The sequence below is a fragment of the Chloroflexota bacterium genome, from assembly GCA_035652535.1.
Taxonomy (GTDB): Bacteria; Chloroflexota; UBA6077; order UBA6077; family SHYK01; genus DASRDP01.
In genome coordinates, this window is sequence record DASRDP010000058.1 from 1 (window position 1) to 20,203 (window position 20,203).

Below are 20,203 nucleotides of genomic sequence, written 5' to 3' on the forward strand. Positions count from 1 at the left end.
GGTCGTTGGATGCGAGCATCACGGTCGGCGTCTCATTCTGGGCGGCCACCGAGCGCACCGGCGCAAGGAAGCCCAAACAGAGCGTGACCAGTACGATCCAGATCAGCGGGCGCGGCAGTGAACTCTTAGACATACACCCTCCTGTGTTTCGATGCGTTCCGCCATCCCGCCGGCCATGCAGGGCAACGGGCCGTTCATGCTGGGATTGGAGGTGGCCGGTCGAGGGATGGCTGCGTTCCCGTTCGGTACGCGCAGGCGCACGTCCGGAGTATCTTTGCGGCGGAAACGTTGCCGGCGAAATAGAAGGCCGTGAACGACGCGTAAATTGGCGTTACCACCGGTTTACACCGGGGTGCGCGGTTCGCGCGCACCCCGAGGGGCCGGGCCTCGCGCGTCGTGATAGACTGATCGGCAGATCGTTGCGGACGAAAATCCGGGACGACAGCACCGCCGCTGCGGTACATCACCGGAGGGAGATTTGCAGCATCGTTTCGTGAAGATCGCGTGGCTGATCGCGGTCGGAGGCGCGCTGGTGAGCTGCGCCCCGAGTCCCGCGCCCTCCGCCTCGCGGGCGGTGGAGTCGCCGGCGACGCAGGCTCAGCGGACTCTGGTCATCGCGGTTCGCGGTGAGCTCCCGAGCGTCGCGGCGAAGCCGATCGTTCCGGTGACGGGCGCGCTCGCGCCGCCGACCACCCTCTTCAACGCGACGCTCGACTACTCGGACGAGCGCGGCATCCCGCAGCCCTATCTCGCGGAGGCGCTGCCCCAGGTCAACACCGAGACGTGGCGTGTCTTGCCGGACGGGCGCATGGAAACGCAATACACCCTGAAGCCGAACCTTACGTGGCAGGATGGGACGACACTCACAGCGGACGACTTCGTGTTCGGATGGCGCGTGTACGCGACCCCGGACTTCGGCGTCTCCACGGCGCCGCCAGTCGGCCAGATGGAGGAGGTGAGCGCGCCCGACGCGCGAACCGTCCTGATTCGATGGAAGGGACTCTACGGTGACGCGATTTCGATGCAGAATGACTTCCAGGCGCTGCCGCGTCACCTTCTCCAGGATTCGCTCGGCCAGCTCGATCCGGTCGCCTTCGCAGGCCTCGCCTTTTGGACCGGCGAGTATGTGGGGCTCGGCCCGTATCGCGTGAGCGGCTGGGAGCCAGGGACCTACATCGACGGGACCGCGTTCGATGGGTATGTCTTCGGGCGACCGAAGATCGACAAGATTCGGGTCCAGGTGTTCAGCGATCCGAACGCAGCCATGGCTGGTCTCCTGTCCGGCCAAGTGCACTTCGTGGGCGACTTCGTCTTCTCGGAGACCGACGGGGCGACCCTCGAGGAACGGTGGGCGGGCACCGAAGGGGGGAAGGTGCTCTATGCCCCGGTCGAGCTGCGCCTGTCCGTGATCCAGCTCCGTCCGGAGTATGCGGACCCGGCTGCTCTCCTGGACGTGCGCGTTCGCCACGCGCTCGCCGATTCTATCGACGCCGCAACCGCAGTGGAGGTCCTCTCCGACAACAAGGGGTTGCTCACGACGACCCTCACGACACCGGCCTCGCCGTACTACAGCCAGATCGAGCCGGTGATCACCAAGCACGGGTACGACCCCCGACAGGCGCAGCAATATCTCGAGGAGGCGGGCTACGTCAAAGGGGCGAACGGCATCTATGCGGATCGTTCGGGCAAGTCCCTGTCGCTCGGCGTGTGGTCTTCGAGCGGACCGAAGAACGAGCGCGAGGCGGCCGTCTACGCCGACAGCATGCGCCGCGTGGGAATCGACGCCTCGACAAACGTGTTCTCGGCGGAGCAGCTTCGCGACGCGCAGGCGCGCGCGCTGATCCCGGGAGTCGGGATTCGGGGATTCGGGCAGAAGCGAATCGAGGCGTACACGAGCCAGCAGATTCCACGCCCAGAGAATCGCTGGCAGGGGGACAATCGGGGCGGCTGGTCCAACGCAGAGTATGACCAGCTCATGGCCTCGTACGTGAAGACCCTCGACACGAACCAGCGCGTGCAGCAGCTCGCACAGATGGAGAAGATCTTCTCTGAGGAGGTGCCCGGCATCCCGCACTTCTTCAGCGCCATCGTCAACGCGCATACGTCGGACATTCAAGGCCCGGTCGCCCGCCAAACTCCGGAGTCCGGCATCGGATACCTGTACGTGCACAAGTGGACCTGGCGGTCATGAGCCGCGAAGACACGCTGCGCCAGCACGTGCTCGACCACTTGGCGCGCGCGACGGATCGCGGTTTTGAAGAGGCGATCCGCGACTTCCCCCTGGATGCGATCAATGCGCGGCCGCCCCGTGTGGACTACACGCCTTGGCACCTTGTCGAACACCTGCGCATCGGCCAATGGGATATTCTGGAATACATCCGGAACCCAAACCACGTCTCCCCGAAGTGGCCGGACGAGTACTGGCCGAAGCGGGACGCGGTGGCGGACGCGGCATCCTGGGCGCAGACGATCGACCGATTTCGGGCGGACCGTGCCGCCCTCGCCGCGTTGGTCGCGGACCCGGCGACGGACCTCCTCGCTCCAATACCCCACACCCCGGGGCACACGGTGCTGCGCGAGGTCTTTCTGGTCGCGGGCCATTCGGCTGGCCATCTGGGCGAGTTCAGCATCCTGCGCCAGATCATGGACACCTGGCCGAGTCGATAACTTCTCATGGCGCCTCCGATCCGCCGCGGCGGCTGGCTTGCTGTTGTTGCGCTAGGTCTCGTCGCTCTGCTCGCCGGACCGTCCGCGGGCGCTCAATCGGACTCAGCGTTGGGGAATCGATCGGCGCAGGTGCGGCCGGCTCCGACCAACCAGCGCACCGACGCTGGCAGGCCCGCACCCGGTCGCGTCGTAGTGCGCTTCCGCGCGGACGCGACCGCCGCTGATGTGAATCGCGCCCTGAGCGAGGAGGGCCTGTCGCCGGGACGGACGCTTGGGCGGCTTCACGGGGTCGTCGCCAGGGTCGATCCGGGGCGCGAAGCCGCCGTCATGGCGCGGCTGTCGGCGCACTCAGCCGTCGCATCCGTTGAACGCGACTTCATCGTCTCCACGCTCGGGAACCCTACACCCACGGACCCGCTGTATGCGACCGACCAGTGGAACCTTCCCCAGATCGGCATGCCGCAGGCGTGGGGAGTCACCGTCGGCGCATCGTCTGTCCGGGTTGCTGTCATCGACACCGGAATCGACTTTGCGCACGAGGACCTCGCAACCCAGTGGGCGTACGCATCTGGCCACTCCGCGGCGGATCACGTGTTCCTGTCCACCCCGCTGTCCTCCGGGTGCTCGGCCCCCGGCGAGCCGTCGGACGATAACGGTCACGGGAGTCACGTGTCGGGCACGATCGCCGCGGCGAGCACGATCTCCGGCGCGCCGTCGGTGGGCATCGCCGGCGTCGCGCCAGGCCTGCGCGTCATCCCACTGAAAGCGCTGGACTGCCAGGGGAGCGGCTACCTGTCCGATGTGGCCGCCGCCATTGACTTTGCGGCCACCTCGGGCGCCGTCGCGATCAACATGAGTCTGGGCGGCGCCCTCGACACCGGATGTCCAGGCTATCTCCAGTCTGCCATCGACCACGCGACCGCCAATGGGCTCGTCGTCGTCGCCGCGGCGGGAAACGACGGGACGTCGGACCTCGAATATCCGGCCGGGTGCAACGGCGTGGCCGGCGTGGGGGCGACCGATAGCTCGGATCGCCACGCGGCCTTTTCGAATCAGAATTCCTCCGTCGCGATCACGGCGCCAGGCGTGCGCATCGTTGCGCCGTGGAACGATGGCGGGTATGCCGAAGCGAGCGGGACGTCGATGTCGACGCCGCACGTGTCCGCTTGCGCCGCCCTGATGAAGTCGGCGAGCCCGGGAGCGACTGCCAGCACGATTCTCTCGATACTCGAGGGCACGGCCGCGGACCTCGGCGCGCCGGGATGGGACTCGTCCTTCGGATGGGGACGACTCAACTGCGGCGCCGCGGTTTCCACTATCGCGACCGGCTCGACCGGACAGCCGACCGGCACGCCGTCGCCCGGGACGACGGCGACGCCCCCGGTCACAGGAACGCCATCGCCCGGGTCGATCGGCGGGCGGAACCTCGCCGTGACAGCAGCGGCATCCGGCGTCCAGCTGAGCTGGGACCCCGGCACCGGCCAATCTGGATATCTGGTGGCGCGTCTCGCGAACGGCGTGCTCAGTCTGCTGCCACCTGCGCCGCTGCCCGCCAGCCAGACGGGATACCTCGACACTGGAGCGGTCCCCGGACTCAACTGCTACTCGGTGTTTCCGCTGGGTCCAGTTCCCCAGCAGCAGTCGGATCTCGAGTGCGCGTCCATCGGCGTCCACACGCCTGCCGGGAACCCGCAGAATCTCACTGTGCGGCTGAATCAGTCCACCATGGCGGCGCTCACCTGGGGCCCGCCGAACGGACCAGCGCCTACCGGGTACGTTCTCGCGACGATCGGGGCGGGAACAGAAATGCTCGCCAACAGCGTGACGAGCGCGAGCCGTCCGACAAACGGCTTGACCTGCTTCATCGTGGGCGCGCTGAACGGGAGCGCACTCGTCGGATACAGCGACATCGTGTGCGGCCTGCCCGGCTTCTCGACCTTCTAACCGTTCGGCTCTGCTTCGCGCGCACAGGCATGAATTGACCAGCGCTGCGAGATCAGGTACCGTTCGTGGCCGACGAGGGCCCGCGCGGCCCAACGACGCATGGCAGGAGTCGCGCTCATGCGATGGGAATACGACCCCAACCACTCCCGCATCGGATTCTCTGCGCGCCACCTGGGCATCAGCACCATTCGGGGCCAGTTCGATCGCGCCGACGTTCAAGTGGATCTCGAATCCGACGACCCGACGCAATGGCGGCTGTCGGCGACCATCGCGGCCGACAGCATCAATACGGGATTGGAGCGCCGCGACGACGCGCTGCGCGGCGAGAACTACCTCAACGTTGCGCGCTATCCCACCATTCGATTCGAGTCCCTCCGCGCGGAGCGGTGCGACGACGGGTACGTGCTCATCGGGGCGCTCACGATTCTGGAGACGACGCGCGAAGTGGAGCTGGCCGTCGCGTACAACGGCGAGGCCGAGGATCGGAATCTCATGCATCGGGGGTTCTCGGCCAGCGCGATGATCGATCGCTTCGACTTCGCGCTTGGGGACCCCAAGGTCACGTGGACCGTGGGCGACACGATCCGCCTCGAGCTGGACATGGAGGCCGTTCAGAAATAGACGGCTACGCGGGCGCCCGGCGGTTTTTCACATAGTCGACGATCAGATACTCGCCGAGGCGGCTGGGGTCCGCAAAGAAGATCCGCCCGCGGTTGATCTTCGTCATGCTCTTGATGAAGGTCGTCACGACGGGCTCCGTGTCGAGCATGAATGTGTTGACCCGGATCCCATCGCGCGTGCAGCGGGTCACCTCACGAAGCGTGTCGTCCATGGCTTGCCGCATGCTCCAGCCGCCTTCGTAGCTGCCGAACCCCCAGGCATTCGCATGGGGCTCGCCATCCGTGATCAAGATGATCTGCTTCGTGCCGCCGCGTTTCTTCCCGAGCATGGCTCGAGCCTGGCGCAGCGCTTCCGGAAAGTCGGTGCCCCGCGGGTCGATCCAGTAGGTCTCGAGCAGCATGTGGGGCTCCAATGGAAGCACGAAGTAGGAGAAGGCGGCGACCTGGAGCGTGTCGCGGGGGAACTTCGTGCGAATCAGACTATCCAGCGCGAGGGCGACCTTTCGCCCCGCCTGAAACCGGCCCCCGTGCATCATCGAATAGCTCATATCCAGCATGATGACGGTTGTGCATTGATTGACCGACGCCGTCTGGAACACGTCGAAGTCATCCTTCGCGAGCTGAATGGGCGTCCCCGGTCCTTGTCTGCGGAGTGCGTTCATCAAGGTTCCGTTCGTGTCGATCTCGAGCGCGTCGCCGAAGGTATAGGGTTTCGTGTCGTCGAGCCGTTCCACGCCCCATCCCCAGCGCGTCAAGGAATGCTCGCCGGCAAGGCCGCCCTCCGCGCGCTCGAAGATACTTTCGAGCGCGCGTTCGCCGATCTTCCGCATGGCTCGGGGTGTAAGGGTCCACTGTTTCCCGTTTCGCTGGATGAGTCCCGCTTCCTCCAGCATCCGGACGAAATCGCGCAGCTCCTCTGCAATCTGGCGGGCATCATCTCCGACGAGCCGTCCGATTTCCTCGGCATCGATTCTGCTGGCGTCATTCGTGCGCGCCGCGTCGATCAGCTCGCGCTCCAGCTCGTCAAGCCCGTGCATGTCGCCCATGAGGCGCATCGCCTCCTGAAGGGTGATGGGCTCGTCCCCGGCGAAGTCATACGCGTCCCATCGCGCGTCGGGAGACATGCCGTCGAGACTCGCCATGAGGTGGGCCAGATCGCGCTGCAACTCCTCATCCTGGAAGAGCGGCTCGAGCATCTGCTCGAGCTCGCGCCGCATGTCGGGCGTCATTGAATCGAGCAGAGCCTGCATCTGCGCCATTTGCTGCTGCATGTGCTGCGCGAGCTGCTCCACGCTGGCGATGCCGGGGGGAAACATGTGCCCCCATTTTTTCATGAAGCCTTCGAATCCGGAATCATCGCCGTGGCGATGCTCATCGAGCAGTTGGTTCAGGTCGCGCACCATCTGCCCGATCTGGCGCATCGAATCGGGCGTCATGGCGCCGATGCTTTGCTTCAATCCCTGGAAATATGCGTCCATGACCTGCTGCTGGAGCGACTTGAGGAGGTCCTGGAACTGCTGCGCCGCGCCCTGGTCCATGAACTCGTAGTCTCGAAGCTGCTGAATCCGCCCGCCAACGTCCGTTGGGAGCGATTGCAGTCGATCGAGACGCTTCTGTGCCATACCCTTGAGCATCTCGCGCAGGTCGTCGCCGCCGGGGCCCTCCTGGCTCTGGGCCAGACGCCGTTCGATCGCCTCGCGCTCGGCCTTCACGATCTCGTCGAGCTGCTTGTTGATGTCGCCGATGATGGAGCCGAGGTTGTAGCGCTGGAGGTTCTGTCCTCGGCGCTCGCGAAGCCGCTCGAGCAGGTCTCGCAGCCCCGACATCCGCCGGCCCGACGGAAGCTGCGCGCCGCGTTGGAGCATTTCGCGCAGCGTTCCCCAAAGATCGCCATCTTCGAGCATCCGGTCTGCCAGGTGGTCCATGAGATCGCTGGCCGTAAAGGGCTCGACAGCTTGCGAGCCGTCCCAGCGGCTGTAGTGGTAGACCGGCATGAGACTAACCTCTCGTTCGGCTCCATTCGTCAGGGGCGCGGCGTTGTTCCTGGACGATAGCAAAGATCACCGGCCAAAGCCACGCGGGCAGCGCACGCCGCGCGCGATCGGTGGGGTAAGCTATCGGAGCGGAAGTCTCGGCTCTTGTTGCGAGGTCGCGGTGGGTGCGCCGGTCCGTCCTAACGGGGAGTCCGTCGTGTTGCGTAGCGCCCGGCTCGACGAGTTTTCTGCCGCGTCGGACCTGATCCGGGCAGCCTATCGGGAATACGCGGCACGTATGCCCGATCGGTGGCAACGCTATCTCGATCGGGCTGCCGACGTGTGGAGCCGCGCCGATGAGGGCGAGCTCCTGGTGGCGGAGCGCGACGGGAGTATCGTCGGCTCCGTGACCTTCTACCATCCGGGGCCACAGGCGGCGGCGCAAGGGTGGCCGGAGGGCTGGGCGGGAATCCGCCTCCTCGCCGTTCCGCCTGCCGAGCGCGGCCGAGGCTTTGGCCGCGCCATCATGGAGGCGACCGTCGAGCGTGCGCGCCAGATCGGCGCCGGAGCGCTCGCGCTGCATACAACCGAGATGATGGCCATCGCGCGGGCGATGTACGAGCGAATGGGTTTCGAGCGGGTGCCGGAATACGACTTCCACCCGTCGTCGGGGCGCACGGTTATGGCGTACCGTTTCTTGCTGAAATCCAACGCAGCGGCGAGTGGGTGACCGATGCAGGGTATGATCGACGTCAAATAGCCCGGCCGAGCGTCGGACGACGAGACGAGAGGAGGACAGACGGGATGGCGACCCAGGTTGCGACGAAATACAACGTCGGTGGTGTGCTGCTCGATCGACCCTTCAAGGTGCGTCGGTTGGGCCATTTTGGCTTCAACGCCACCAACATCGACGCGTGCACCCACTTTTACAGCGATCTCCTCGGGTTCAAGATCTCCGACGAGGGACCGGTCGGTGGCGGCCACTTCATGCGCTTTGGCACCGACCACCATGCATTCGCGATGTTCAACCGACAGGCGATGGAGGCGCGCGCGGCGGCGTCGGGAGCGCCTCCGGGACGTCCCGACAACACCATCAACCAGATCACCTGGCAGACCCAGAGTCTGAGCGAACCGGTGAATGCCGTCGACTACCTGAAGGAGCGGGGTATCCCCATTCAGCGAACCGGGCGGGATGGAGCGGGATCCAACTGGGCCACCTATTTCCCCGACCCGGACGGGCACATCAATGAGCTGTACTACGGCATCGAGCAGATCGGATGGGACGGCCACTCCAAGCCCGCGGAATACCGCCGTCCCATTCGCGAAAAGGTGGTGCTACCGGTCAAATCCGAGCTCGAAGAAGTCGAGGAATCGCTGGCGACGACCGGCGTCCCGTTTACCGCGGGCTATCGCCATGTGGAGACGATGCCGGCGATCTACGACGTATCCGGCGTCATGCTCCCGCGGCCCTTCAAGATTGTGCGCCACGGGCCCGTCTGCATCTTCGTTGAGGACGTCGATCGTGCTACGGCCTTCTACACCGATGTCGTGGGCCTCGAGGTCACGGAAGATTCTGTGTGGCAGGGGGATCGGTGCCGCTTCCTCCGCTGCAATACGGAGCACCACTCCATCGGACTGTTTCCGAAGAGCTGGCGCGACCGGCTGGGATTGAGCGCCCACACCTCGTGCATGTCCTTTGGCGTGCAGGTCGCGAACTATCAGCAGCTCCGCGACGGGGTGCGCTTCCTCCGGGAGCACGGCGTTCGCGTGGAGACGAACCTCATTCCGCCTGTGCTCTACCCCGGCATCGACTACTGCGCGCACGCGTTCGACCCCGATGGCCACTGCATCCAGATCTACTACTACATGGAGCAGGTCGGCTGGGACGGGACCCCGCATCCACGGTCGGCACGACGGCAGATCGATCCGACCAACTGGCCGGAGGTTCTGGAGCCGTTGAGCGACACGTACAAGGGCGAGCCGTTTCTCGGTCCGTGGGGCTGAGGGCAAGAGCGATCGTCCTGCGGCACGGCGCCGTCATCATCGACGCGCCGGAGCCGCGAAGAGGCCGCGCGACCCCGCTCGCCGGCGTCCGATGGCGCGGGAGGAGCGCCGTCGGCCTGGTCGGCACGTTCGTGCTCTTCGCCTCCGTCTGGGGATGCAGCGGGGCGCGCTCAGGTCCGCCTTCGGGGGCAGGGGACAGCGTCCCGGCAAGCGGTGCATCGTCAGGAGCGGCTCCCGTTTCCAGCCGCATATCGCCGGAGCCGAGCGCCATCGCAGAACCGGCGGCTCGCTGGCATGTCGCCGCTGCGGTCGTGGCGTCGCACGTCGCAGACCAGATGCGCGCGCGCGACCTCCGCGACGGCGAGGGCGCCGCGCGAGCGGAAGCGGCCATCCGCGCCGCGTGTCAGTCCCTGTCGGGAACCCTATCGGTTGGGTCTGCCGAAGAACAGGTAGTGCGCGGAGCGTGCGAGCAAGCAGGCGCCGCCATCCCGTGACGCAGGCGACCACGCCGGCTGCGCACGATCTGTGGGATTGGTATCATCGCTGCGCTTGACCGCCACCACATTCTGAGGAGGTCTCCATGATCGTCGACATCCACGGGCATACGAACGCGCCGCCCTCGCTCTACGCCTACAAGGCCCAGCTCCTTTCCAGCCGCGGGGCGCATGGCAAAGGGAACGCGGGGATCACCGAAGAGTCGATGGCCAACTCTGTAAAGAACCACCTTGCGAACAACCTGGACAAAGTTGGCACCGACATCCAATTTCTGTCGCCCCGACCCTTCCAGCTGATGCATTCCGAGAAGCCGGACAAGATTGTCCACTGGTGGGTCCAGGCGAACAACGACGCCATCGCCATGAGCGTCAAGCTGGCGCCGGACCGCTATCGCGGCGTGGCGGGTCTGCCGCAGTGCGCGGGTTCACCGATCTCGGACACGTTCGAAGAGATCGACCGATGCGTCAACGACCTGGGGTTCGTCGGGATCATGATCAACCCGGACCCCTATGAGGCGGACGGGCATCACGCGCCGGGGATGGGTGATGAGTACTGGTATCCGCTCTACGAGAAGATGGTCCAGCTCGACATCCCAGCCCTCATCCACTCGGCCGCGTGCAAAGACCCCTGGGACACCTACTCGAACTACTTCATCGCGACGGAGACGCGGTGCATCATCTCGATGGTGTCGAGCGGGGTGTTCGACAAGTTCCCCAACTTGAAGATCATCGTCGCCCACGGCGGCGGGGCCGTCCCCTACCAGGTGGGACGGTATCGAGCGTTCTTCGGCCGGCACTTCGAGACCAGCGGCGGCTTCGACGCTCAATTGAAGAAGTTTTATTTCGACACGGTCCTCTACAACCAGGAGGCGCTCGACCTGTTGTTCCGCATCGTGGGGAGCGACCGCTGCATGTTCGGCACCGAGAATCCGGGCACCGGCTCGTACCGCGATCCCACGTCCGGAAAGATGCTGGACGACCTCAAGCCAGTGATCGAGAGCATTCCGACCATCGCAGAGAAAGACAAGAAGAACGTCTTCGAAGACGTGGCCAAGAAGGTGTTCCCTCGAGCCAAGCTGCCGTAGACACCGGAAGCAATTGTCGATATCCTGAAACAGATCTTGAGAGGTTAGGAGGAGCCCGAACGTGGAAGCCCGAATGTACATTGGGACCGAGCACGGCGTGGTGACGCTCAAGAGCACCGACGGGCACGCCTGGGACACCGAAAGCGAGGGCTTGCAGTCGTGGGCGGTTCCGTCGGTCGCGGTCGTGCCCGGTTCGCCGAACCGCGTCATCGCCGGTACCCGCGGCGACGGCGTGTGGGTGAGCGATGACTGCGGCAAGAGCTGGAAGAAGCCCTGCTACGGCAAGCGGGGCCCGGGCAAGGTTCGCGGCGTCGCCGTCGACGCGAAGAACCCGAACCGGATCTACGCCGGATGCGAGCCGATCGACATCTTCGTGAGCGAGGACCTCGGCGCAAGCTGGGATCGACTCGACTCGGTCTGGGACATCCCGTTCGTGGCAACCGTGCCCTATCCTGTCGCAACCGTGGAGCCTCACGTCCGTGACATCACCATCGATCCCAACGATCCGAGTGTGATCTACGCGGCGCTCCAGGTCGGCTACATCCTGAAGAGCACGGACGGCGGCAAGACCTGGCGCCTGCTGAACAACAACTTCGATTGCGACGTGCATACGATCGTCGTGGATCCGCAGCACTCGGACAACGTCTACATCGCCACCGGCGGCCACGACTCGCGCTCCGGGCGAGCGCCCGGCCGGGCGCTCTACGCGAGCGCCGATGGCGGAGAGACCTGGTCGACGACCGCGATGAACTTCACGCAGGAGTACTCGGTCCCGCTGACCATGGACCCACAGGACCCGCGAACCCTCTACGCGTCGTTGGCCCACGGCCAGCCGAACCAATGGCGACGACCCACCGGCGCCGAGTCCATCATCATTCGGTCGAAGGACGGCGGGCGGAGCTGGGATCGGCTCCAGCGCGGTCTGGAGGGCGCAGACCACGAGTTTGCGGAAGCGATCGTCATCGACAGCCAGGCGCCGAATTGCGTCTACGCCGTGCAGCGCAGCGGCGATCTGTACGCGAGCGACGACAAGGGCGAGTCCTGGTCGGCCGTCGACGTCCGCGTGCCCGGCGTCGCGAGCGCGGAGCTGGCCCGCTTCGCCTAGCATTCCTGCGATCCATTGACACTGCGCGGGGAGGGGCGGCGGCCGCCCCTCCCCGTTCCATACCCCGGGCGACGCGATCGCCCCGGTGGCGCGCGACCGTTCGCTTCGCCCGAGGACCACAATGGCGGGGGCAGGATGGCCAACGTGCAGATCACCATGGCGCTCGGCAACTACGACCGCCACGTTCCCCTGTTCACCGGGGAGGTGCAGCCGGAGGGGATCGACCTTCACGCCTTCCCCATGACCATCGAGGAGATCTTCTGGCGCCAGGCGCGGTTCCTCGAGTTCGATGCCTCCGAGTTCGCGGGCGCCGCGTACATCGTCTTGAAGGCCCAGGGTGCGAGCCCGTTCACGGCGGTCCCGGTGTTTCCCTTACGCGCCTTTCGCCACAACGCGGTCTATGTCAACGCGCACGCGGGCATCGCGGAGCCTGGTGACCTCAAGGGCAAGCGGATGGGCGCGCCCGAATACGAGATGACCGCGATGTGCTGGATCCGCGATTTTCTCGCTCGGGACTTCGGCGTGCAGCCCGCCGATATGGAGTGGTTCACGGGAGGACAGCAGAATCCCGGTCGGCGGCCACGCGTGGCCTTCGACCCGCCGCCGGGTGTCACGATTCACCCGCCCGCGCCGGACCGCACGCTCGACGAGATGCTGGAGCGCGGCGAGATCGATGCTCTCATGTCGGCCAGGCAGCCGCGGCCGTTCGCCGACGGTTCGCCGAACGTGCGCCGCCTCTTCCCGAGCTACCGCGAGGTCGAGCGCGACTACTTCCGCCGCACGCGGCTCTTCCCCATCATGCACATCCTCGCCATTCGCAACGACGTTGCGGAGCGGTACCCGTGGGTCCCGATGAACCTCTACGCGGCCATGGTGCGCGCGCGGGACCTCACCGTCGCTCGCCTTCGCGAGAGCCTGTCAAATGTCACGACGATCCCATCGGCCTTGGCGGCGATCGAGGACGACATCGCGCTCATGGGCGACGACTTCTGGGCGTATGGCGCCGAGCCGAATCGGCGGCACTACGGCCACCTCGCGCAGATCGTGTTCGAGCAGGGCATCGCGCCGCGGCACGTCGCCTACGAGGAGCTGTACGTTCCGGCGGCGTACGACGAGTTCAAGATCTAGAGCGCCATGATCAATGGCTGTCGAAGATGGCCTGATATTCCGCGTGCTTGACCCGCGCGGCCTTCAGCTCTGCGTCTGTGGGATGGGCGGGATCTTTCGCTGGCGGGAAGGCGCCGAAGCGCATCAAGCACGCCATCAAGAGCAACCGCGCCTTCGTGGCGGTCAGGTTGCTGCCTGAGATCGTCAGGTCGCGCTCCGCCGGTGGCGCGAACCCCTCCGCGTTTCCCCGACCGACGCGAACCACCGGCATCCCGCACGCGACCGCGCGGTTGAGCGCGGCCGTCACCGACTCGGTCATCCGCGCAAAGGGTGAGGTTCCCTCAGCGACGAACCCGGCCAGCGGCGCCGTCTGCAGGTTCTGCTCGATCCGGGCGAGGATGTCGACCTCATCCTCAGCGGCCACGGTCGGCCGCTGAGCGAGGAATCGCGCGGTCTTCTCGATCGTCACGAGGGGAATCGCCGTGGGCAGAAGCTCTCCCTCGGCGTTCTTGATCTCGACAGGAATCGATTCGATGCGGTCTGCCACCCGTCGCACGCCCGAGACCGAGCGCGGGAGCCGCGTGAGATTGACGGCCGACCGCCACGTGTGCAGGCGGACGGGACGAAAGGTGAGGACGGGCGGACCGGGCTGGCCGATACTTCCGATGATGCCGCCGTGCCCACCGGTCGCCACATAGCCGCCGGGCCGCGCATCACCCTTCTGGATCTCCCGCGCGGTAAAAATCTGCTCATCCTGAAGCGCCACCGCACCGACCACGTCGCGGCCGTCGTCGCCGACCCAGATGCGCGACAGGATGTAGTCCACTGAATCGAGCAGATTGTGGTCGCCGTCGGCAGATAGCGTGCCGTGGGGACGCTGGGCCGCGTTGCCCACGATCGGGACGGTCGTGTCGATGAGGAGGTTCAGCCAATAGATCGTCTCTTCGACCGACGGGCTCCCCTCCAGCCAAACGGCGCCCGCATAGCTGCCGGACGCGAGCGCTCGCTGGACCACGTTGGTGAGGCGAGCCAGGTTGACGCCGCTGGGCCCGCGGCCGAGATGCGGAGGCCGATACGCAAAGAAATCCTCGCCCGCGCGCTCCGGCGCGACGTCGCCGCTGCCGAAATCGGTTCGGAGGGTCTCTGCCAGCCCTTTGGTGTAGCCACCCGAGGGCGCGGCGCGAATGAAGTCGAACTCGGTCTTCCCGCCAAGGATGTCGGCCGTCCCCTCCTCGCCGATGCCCAGTCGGTCGATCTCTTCCACGATGCGCGATGCATCCGGATAAAACGGCTGGCGGGTGAGGTGCGCAGGCGCGCCCGGATATGCCCCGTCGCCCTCCCACGCCGAGCCGTCGGCCTGGCGCGCCATGTACGGGAGAAGGTAGAGGCCGTCATCCGGCTCAAGGGTGACCTCGTACACGGGCCTGTCGTCAGGACTTTGCCGCTCGTGATGGAATTGCCCGTGCTTGTCCACATAGCCGTCCGGCGGCGCGTACAGCTCAGCGGCGTCGGCCTCCAACGGATGGGCGCTGAACTGCTCGACGTACACCGTGACCGGCGTCGCCAGCCGCTGCGGTCGAAGGGCGTCAAACCGCATCGGCGACCCGTCCGGGTGGGTGCGGAGCGGTAGACCGTATTTCTTGCGGGCCTTGTTGCTGGTGATGAGGGGAGCGCTGTTCTGAATCGTCGCAGTCGGTCCAGAGAAGATTGCGATCCTGGGCTTCACGTTGGCTCACCTCCGGTCGCGCTCGAAAAACGATGCGGGTCGTCCGGACGTCGGGATCCGCGGCTCGGACCACGGACGTCGCAGATGATACCTGGGAAGCGGCTGAACCTCGGCAAACCGGCGATCCCGTATGATGGCAGCGCAGCGCTCCCCAACTTCGGCGCTGTTGCCCACTCGATTCGGAGGTATCCATGCTGACCATCCCACGCGTCATTCGTCAACCGGTCGTCATGCGGTCGCGGCTCATGCTCGAGGTAGCGTCGGAGCTGGTTGCGGCGGATGAGTGGACCGAGAAGCAGGTGCTGATCCATTTTCGTGCGCAGGGCGCAACCGAATGGCCGGTGCGATTCTTTGCGAGCGACGCGCCGAACTCCATCGACGCCCTCCTGGCCAACGAAGCGGACGTGGCGATCTGCAATCCGGGGGGCGTGCTCGCGATGGCCGTCCGGGGGGCCGGTCCGTTCAAAGAGCCCGTTCCCCTTCGAGCGATCATGGTGCTCCCCCAGTTCGACCAGTTCGGATTCGCGGTGATGGAGCGCACCGGCTTGAAGTCCCTGGCGGACCTCCGCGATGCGCGTTATCCGCTGCGGCTCTCGCTCCGAGGCCAGCGCGACCATTCCGTTCACATGATCGCCAGCCAGGTCCTCGCCGTCTACGGCATCTCCTTCGACGATATCGACCGGTGGGGTGGTCAGGTGCGGTACGACAGTGAGTTTCCGGATGGCCCAAATCGGATCGGAGCGGTCGAGCGCGGCGAGGTGGACGCCATCTTCGACGAGGCGATGCCGATGTACGCGAACCGTGCCCTCGAGCTGGGGATGAGGTTCCTTCCCGTCGACGAGCCGCAGCTTCAGCAGCTGGAGCGGATGGGCCTCCAGCGAGTCGCCATCACGCGCGAAGAGTTCCCCGCTCTCAAAGAGGACGTGTGGACGGTCGATTTCAGCGGCTGGCCCGTGTTCACGCTGGCGAGCACCTCAGACCACATTGTGGAATCGTTTTGCGCGGCCCTGGAGGCGCGGAAGGACCGGATCCCGTGGTACGGCGAGGGACCCATGCGGCTCGACCTGATGTGCAAGAACACGCGGGAGGGCCCCCTCACCATTCCCCTGCACCCGGCGGCGGAGCGATTCTGGCGGAGCCGCGGGTATCTGTGATCGATCCGGCCGTCGGCGAGCGCGCGGCTCGCAGCGGGGCCAGGATCAGTGAACGGACAGGAGCACCGGGCCGAGCGTTCCCTCGGCCGTGCCGCACACATCGTACAGCGACACGGTGACGACGTTGACGCCTATTTGAAAGAGACTGGTGAGGTCTTCGGGCTGGTCAGGACGATTGCTCTGGCAGTCCTCGTTGAATAAGTGCTCCCATGTCGCGGTGGTCTTGTCCGGGCGGGCGACACTGAGCGCGATGCGGTCGTCAACAGAGAAGGTTCCGGTGGGTGCAGGATCGCCCGAGATCGTGACCGTTCCGCCCTCGTACACGATGTTGAAGGCCTGGGAATAGAATTGCTCGCCGCGCTGGGTGACCCGCTGCTGGATCGTCGGCGCGATCATGGTCACGGATGAGCGAATGGAGGGTTGCACGCGGAGCTTCCCCGTCGCGGCGGCGCCGGCGGCGGCGATGGTGATGGCGACGATGCTGAGGACGATCACCGTCCTTCGCCGGTCGTTCTGGCTCGGAGGCTTTGGCGGAGGCAGAGGTTTGGCGAGGTCCGGGTTTCGACTGAGCAGCTGGGTCCGTCGCTCCTGGAGCGCCTGGAGCTGCTCTCGCTTGGACACCAACTCGGTGCCGGCGAGCGATGCGCGGAGATGCTTCAGCGACCGGTCGACGCTGGAAGTGGCCGCCCCGGCGACCTCCTGATCGCGTTGGAGGCCGGAGAGGATCGCAATCTCGTCCTCGAGGTGCCCGATCTGCCGCTGCACCTCGTCATACTCGCGGCGGTCCGGACTCTGGCGGAACAGTGGCATGAGCGTCACAACTCCGTCGAAGCACTCGATCGCGTTGGCCGGCCTCGTCCCTATCCGGCTGAGGGTCAGTTTGTGGTTCTCGCGGTTCGCGCGGACACTGTAGACGGATTCCCGATCAAGGGTCAAGCGACCAACGCCAGGAACGCCAGTCGTTGGCCGACACTGTACGAGGAAGGCAGGCACCACCGGCGCCCTGAGAGGCGTTCGAGATCGAACAGTGATCGCGGAGGATGACGGGGATGGACCTCGCCGGCATCGAAGTGCTTGGATCCCTGGAGGAACGAGTTGCGCCACGCCACACGGCGCTTCTCATCGTTGATATGCAGAACGACTACTGCTCGCCGGGCGGGGCAAGCGACCGAAATGGGCGCGACCTGTCGCAGATTGAGGCGATAGTGCCGTCGATGGCCCGGCTGATCGACTCGGCGCGACAAGCCACGGTTCCGATCTTCTTCACAAAGTACACGCTGGGGCCCGGCGGCGCTGGCCTCTCCGGGCCGGAGATTCTGCGGAGAGGGGCCAACTTCAAGGGAGTCGAGAGCACCATCAAGGGCACATGGGGACACGATCTCATCTCCGGGCTCCCGCACGACGTGGCGACAGACGTGGTCATCGAAAAGCGACGCCTTTCGTCTTTTACGGGCACCGACCTCGACCTCCTCCTTTCCGCCCGCGGCGTCAAGACGATCGTGATCGGCGGCGTGGTCACGCAGGGATGTGTGGAATCCACCGCGCGGGACGCCGCCAACTACGACTACTACGTCGCGGTGGTCGAGGACTGCGTCGCGTCGACGGATCCCGAGGCCCATGCGACGGCGCTGCGGTCGATGGCGACGGTCCTTCGCTACCCGGAGGCCGTGACGACGAGCGACCGCATTCGGGCGATCTGGTCGTCGCGGCGATGAATACAGACTCGCTCTGTTCCCCATCGCGCCGGGCGCCCATGCGATTTGCGCTCCAGCCGTCAGCGGCGTACACTGGCGAGCCGGTGGTGCTGAACCCCATGCGCCGAGATCGGCGCACCTGGAGGATGAATGAAGCTCCTGCTTTTCGATGACTATCGACCCGGCGTGCTCAAGGGCGACCGCGTGGTCGACATCTCCAGAGCGCTGCCGCAGGTCGATCGCCAAGGTCTCCCGCCCGTTCTTTGCGCCGAGGGACTGATGGAGACGCTGATCGACCGTTTCGGTGAGCTGCGCCCGAAGATCGAGCAGATCGTCGCGTCGGAGGGAGGCGTGCCCATCAGCTCGGTTCGCATTCGCCCGCCTCTACCCCGGCCGAGCAACGCCCTGTGCGCCTTCTCCAACTACCAGGACCGACCGATGGCGACGGCGTCGCCCCTCGACTTCTTCCACAAGAGCGCCACCAGCATCGTCGGAGACGGCGATACGGTGGAGCTGCCCGACATCCCGGAGGCGGAGGTCTTCCACCCCGAGCCGGAGCTGGCGTACGTAATCGGCCGCGCCGCGAAGAAGGTCCGCGAGGCGGACGCGCTCAACTACGTGTTCGGCTATCTGAACTTCGTCGACATCTCCGCGCGTGGCATCCCGAACCGGCGAACGACGTTCTTTCACAAGGCGCTCGAGACGTGGGCGCCGATGGGACCGGTCATCACGACCGCGGACGAGATCCCGGACCCGCAGCACGTCCAGGTCCGCCTCTGGCTCAACGGGGACCTCAAACAGGACTACAGCACTTCGGCCATGACCTATCCGATCCGCGCCCAGATCGAGTGGCTCAGCCAGTACCTCACCCTCAAGCCCGGCGACGTGATCTCGTGCGGCGTGCACCACGTGGGCCTCTCACCCATCAACGACGGGGATCGGGTGGAGATGGAGTGCGAGGGGATGGAGCGCCTGCACTTCACGATCCGGTCGTACGGGCCGCGCAAGACGGCGCACTGGCGGCCGCCCGGCGTTCCGGGTTGAGCCGAGGCCCTACTCTCGGTACGCGGGAGCTGGCGCGGCGCGCGGCGCCTCACGCCGCGCCAGAATGCCCAGCTTCAGCCCCCAGATCGTGGGCTGGTCGTGGATCATGCGCCGTACGAGGCGTCCCAGCGATTCGCCGTGGGAGTGGAACACTGCTGCCGCCGGCTCGTAGCAGACGACCCAGCCGTGGCGCTCGATCCAGTCGGCCCACGCAAGGTCTTCCGCCCCGGGCAGTCGCTCGTCGAAGGGGTGTTTGACTGCGAGGTGGCGCCGAAACGCGCCATTCGCGTTCGAGAACATCATGTCCCGATGCTGCCGTCGCGGCCGGTCGCTCGTCACGCCCGAAAGGCGCATGCCGAAGAGCTCGAGCCGCGTGGCGTTCTCCCGAGGGACGTGTCGCCCGTAGACCGCGCCGACCGACGGATCCGCGAAGGGCTCCAACAGCTTGGCGAGCCACGCGTCGGTGGTGGGCAGCGCGTGGGCGCTCAATGCCACGACGAACTCACCCCGCGCCGCGGCGATGCCGATGTTCAGCGCACGGCCGTAGGTGAATGACGCGGCAGGGATCTCAATGATCCTTGTGCCGTACTGGCGGGCGATCTCCACCGTTCCATCGCTCGAGCCCGAGTCCACCACGATGGTCTCGAATTGGGGAACCGATGTCTGTCGTTGAATTCGCTCGAGTGTGTCGCCAATGTCCCGGGCCTCGTTCTTCGCCCGAATGACGATCGAGGCGTTCACACACATGCTCCGGTCGTGGAATTGAACACGGAGGATCTTCGAGGAGGTGGGCGGAGGTCCAACGCATTTTAGACGGCACGTGGCTCGGGGGCAACGTGACCGGAAGTCACAGGGCTCCGTGGCCGGTGAGATGACGGATCGCGCTCAATCGCGCTCGAGTTCCTCGCGCTGGGCCGGGGTCAGAAGATCCGGCCGCCGAAGCAGCGTGCGGCGCAGCGCCTCTCGTCGCTTCCACCGTTCGATCGCCTGGTGGTTCCCGGAGAGAAGAATCTCCGGCACCTCGTGGCCCCGGTACTCGCGCGGCCGGGTGTACTGCGGGTATTCGAGGATGCCCTCGCTGAACGCCTCCTCCCGGCACGAGCTCGCGCAGCCAACCGCGCCGGGGAGCAGGCGAACGACCGCGTCGACGATCACCATCGCTGGGATCTCTCCTCCGCTCAGCACGTAGTCGCCGATCGAGATCTGCCTGGTAGCCAGATACTCGCCGACTCGATCGTCCACACCCTCGTAATGCCCGCAGATCAGCAGGAGGTGCTCGCGGGTCGCGAGCTCGACGACTGTCGTCTGTCGAAGCGGCTCCCCGTTGGGTGTGAGGAGGACGATCTCGGACGATGGCGTGCACAGGTCGTCGGCCGCCTCGAAGATCGGCTCCGGTTTCAGAATCATCCCCGGCCCCCCGCCGAACGGCGTGTCGTCGACGGTGCGATGCCGGTCGTGGGCCCAGTCCCGCAGATTGTGGATGGTGATCGTCACCAGTCCCTGGTCCTGAGCGCGCTGGACGATGCTGGCGCGAAACGGCCCCTCGAACATCTCCGGGAAGAGCGTGAGGATGTCGATGCGGACGG

The 20,203-nt window shown here is 65.9% G+C and carries 17 protein-coding genes; 12 read left to right on the forward strand and 5 right to left on the reverse strand.

All coding sequences use genetic code 11. From position 1 onward, the window contains the following. The first annotated feature begins 478 nt into the window (after nucleotides 1–478). The 4 genes from VFC51_06040 to VFC51_06055 all read left to right on the forward strand — a co-directional run bounded on the left by VFC51_06040 (nucleotide 479) and on the right by VFC51_06055 (nucleotide 5,232). Nucleotides 479–2,191, forward strand: a complete 1,713-nt coding sequence (locus VFC51_06040) for an ABC transporter substrate-binding protein (protein HZT06572.1) — start codon at nucleotides 479–481, stop codon at nucleotides 2,189–2,191. Further along, entirely contained in the window at nucleotides 2,188–2,667 is a 480-nt protein-coding gene (locus VFC51_06045; GenBank protein HZT06573.1) for a DinB family protein, read from the forward strand. Before VFC51_06040 ends, VFC51_06045 begins: the two co-directional genes overlap by 4 nt. A gap of 6 nt (nucleotides 2,668–2,673) precedes the next feature. Then, the gene (locus VFC51_06050; protein ID HZT06574.1) at nucleotides 2,674–4,611 is read left to right on the forward strand and encodes a S8 family serine peptidase; all 1,938 of its coding nucleotides are present in this window, start codon (nucleotides 2,674–2,676) and stop codon (nucleotides 4,609–4,611) included. Between the two features lie 117 nt (nucleotides 4,612–4,728). After that, entirely contained in the window at nucleotides 4,729–5,232 is a 504-nt protein-coding gene (locus VFC51_06055; protein ID HZT06575.1) for a YceI family protein, read from the forward strand. 4 nt (nucleotides 5,233–5,236) lie between these two features. Here the strand turns inward: VFC51_06055 and VFC51_06060 are convergent, their stop codons facing one another. After that, complete coding sequence (locus VFC51_06060) at nucleotides 5,237–7,225, reverse strand: VWA domain-containing protein (protein HZT06576.1); 1,989 nt, start codon at nucleotides 7,223–7,225, stop codon at nucleotides 5,237–5,239. 196 nt (nucleotides 7,226–7,421) lie between these two features. Between VFC51_06060 and VFC51_06065 the strand changes: the two genes are divergently transcribed. From VFC51_06065 to VFC51_06085, 5 genes are all read left to right on the forward strand, one after another. Continuing rightward, on the forward strand, nucleotides 7,422–7,934 hold the full coding sequence (locus VFC51_06065) for a GNAT family N-acetyltransferase (GenBank protein HZT06577.1): 513 nt from the start codon (nucleotides 7,422–7,424) through the stop codon (nucleotides 7,932–7,934). A 74-nt stretch (nucleotides 7,935–8,008) separates the two neighbouring features. Further along, nucleotides 8,009–9,208: a VOC family protein gene (locus VFC51_06070; GenBank protein HZT06578.1), complete on the forward strand. Its 1,200-nt coding sequence runs from the start codon at nucleotides 8,009–8,011 to the stop codon at nucleotides 9,206–9,208. Between the two features lie 580 nt (nucleotides 9,209–9,788). Next, complete coding sequence (locus VFC51_06075) at nucleotides 9,789–10,787, forward strand: amidohydrolase family protein (GenBank protein ID HZT06579.1); 999 nt, start codon at nucleotides 9,789–9,791, stop codon at nucleotides 10,785–10,787. A gap of 61 nt (nucleotides 10,788–10,848) precedes the next feature. Continuing rightward, nucleotides 10,849–11,892: a hypothetical protein gene (locus VFC51_06080; protein HZT06580.1), complete on the forward strand. Its 1,044-nt coding sequence runs from the start codon at nucleotides 10,849–10,851 to the stop codon at nucleotides 11,890–11,892. A gap of 135 nt (nucleotides 11,893–12,027) precedes the next feature. Further along, on the forward strand, nucleotides 12,028–13,020 hold the full coding sequence (locus tag VFC51_06085; GenBank protein ID HZT06581.1) for an ABC transporter substrate-binding protein: 993 nt from the start codon (nucleotides 12,028–12,030) through the stop codon (nucleotides 13,018–13,020). A gap of 10 nt (nucleotides 13,021–13,030) precedes the next feature. On the opposite strand, the gene VFC51_06090 is transcribed toward VFC51_06085, so the two are convergent. Continuing rightward, the gene (locus tag VFC51_06090; GenBank protein HZT06582.1) at nucleotides 13,031–14,725 is read right to left on the reverse strand and encodes an asparaginase domain-containing protein; all 1,695 of its coding nucleotides are present in this window, start codon (nucleotides 14,723–14,725) and stop codon (nucleotides 13,031–13,033) included. 191 nt (nucleotides 14,726–14,916) lie between these two features. On the opposite strand from VFC51_06090, the gene VFC51_06095 reads away from it, so the two are divergent. Next, nucleotides 14,917–15,879: a TAXI family TRAP transporter solute-binding subunit gene (locus VFC51_06095; protein HZT06583.1), complete on the forward strand. Its 963-nt coding sequence runs from the start codon at nucleotides 14,917–14,919 to the stop codon at nucleotides 15,877–15,879. Nucleotides 15,880–15,924: 45 nt separating this feature from the next. Here VFC51_06095 and VFC51_06100 read toward each other — a convergent pair whose 3' ends face one another. After that, nucleotides 15,925–16,815 (reverse strand): hypothetical protein, encoded by an 891-nt coding sequence (locus VFC51_06100; protein HZT06584.1) that lies wholly within the window; start codon nucleotides 16,813–16,815, stop codon nucleotides 15,925–15,927. 113 nt (nucleotides 16,816–16,928) lie between these two features. Here VFC51_06100 and VFC51_06105 point away from each other — a divergent pair, with 113 nt between their 5' ends. Further along, on the forward strand, nucleotides 16,929–17,594 hold the full coding sequence (locus tag VFC51_06105; GenBank protein HZT06585.1) for an isochorismatase family cysteine hydrolase: 666 nt from the start codon (nucleotides 16,929–16,931) through the stop codon (nucleotides 17,592–17,594). A gap of 129 nt (nucleotides 17,595–17,723) precedes the next feature. Continuing rightward, complete coding sequence (locus VFC51_06110) at nucleotides 17,724–18,617, forward strand: fumarylacetoacetate hydrolase family protein (GenBank protein ID HZT06586.1); 894 nt, start codon at nucleotides 17,724–17,726, stop codon at nucleotides 18,615–18,617. A 9-nt stretch (nucleotides 18,618–18,626) separates the two neighbouring features. On the opposite strand, the gene VFC51_06115 is transcribed toward VFC51_06110, so the two are convergent. Both VFC51_06115 and trmD read right to left on the reverse strand, forming a co-directional pair. Beyond that, nucleotides 18,627–19,358 carry a glycosyltransferase gene (locus VFC51_06115; protein HZT06587.1) on the reverse strand — a complete coding sequence of 244 codons (732 nt, stop codon included), beginning with the start codon at nucleotides 19,356–19,358 and terminating at the stop codon, nucleotides 18,627–18,629. Between the two features lie 144 nt (nucleotides 19,359–19,502). Then, nucleotides 19,503–20,195: a tRNA (guanosine(37)-N1)-methyltransferase TrmD gene (trmD, locus tag VFC51_06120; protein ID HZT06588.1), complete on the reverse strand. Its 693-nt coding sequence runs from the start codon at nucleotides 20,193–20,195 to the stop codon at nucleotides 19,503–19,505. Nucleotides 20,196–20,203: the final 8 nt, after the last annotated feature.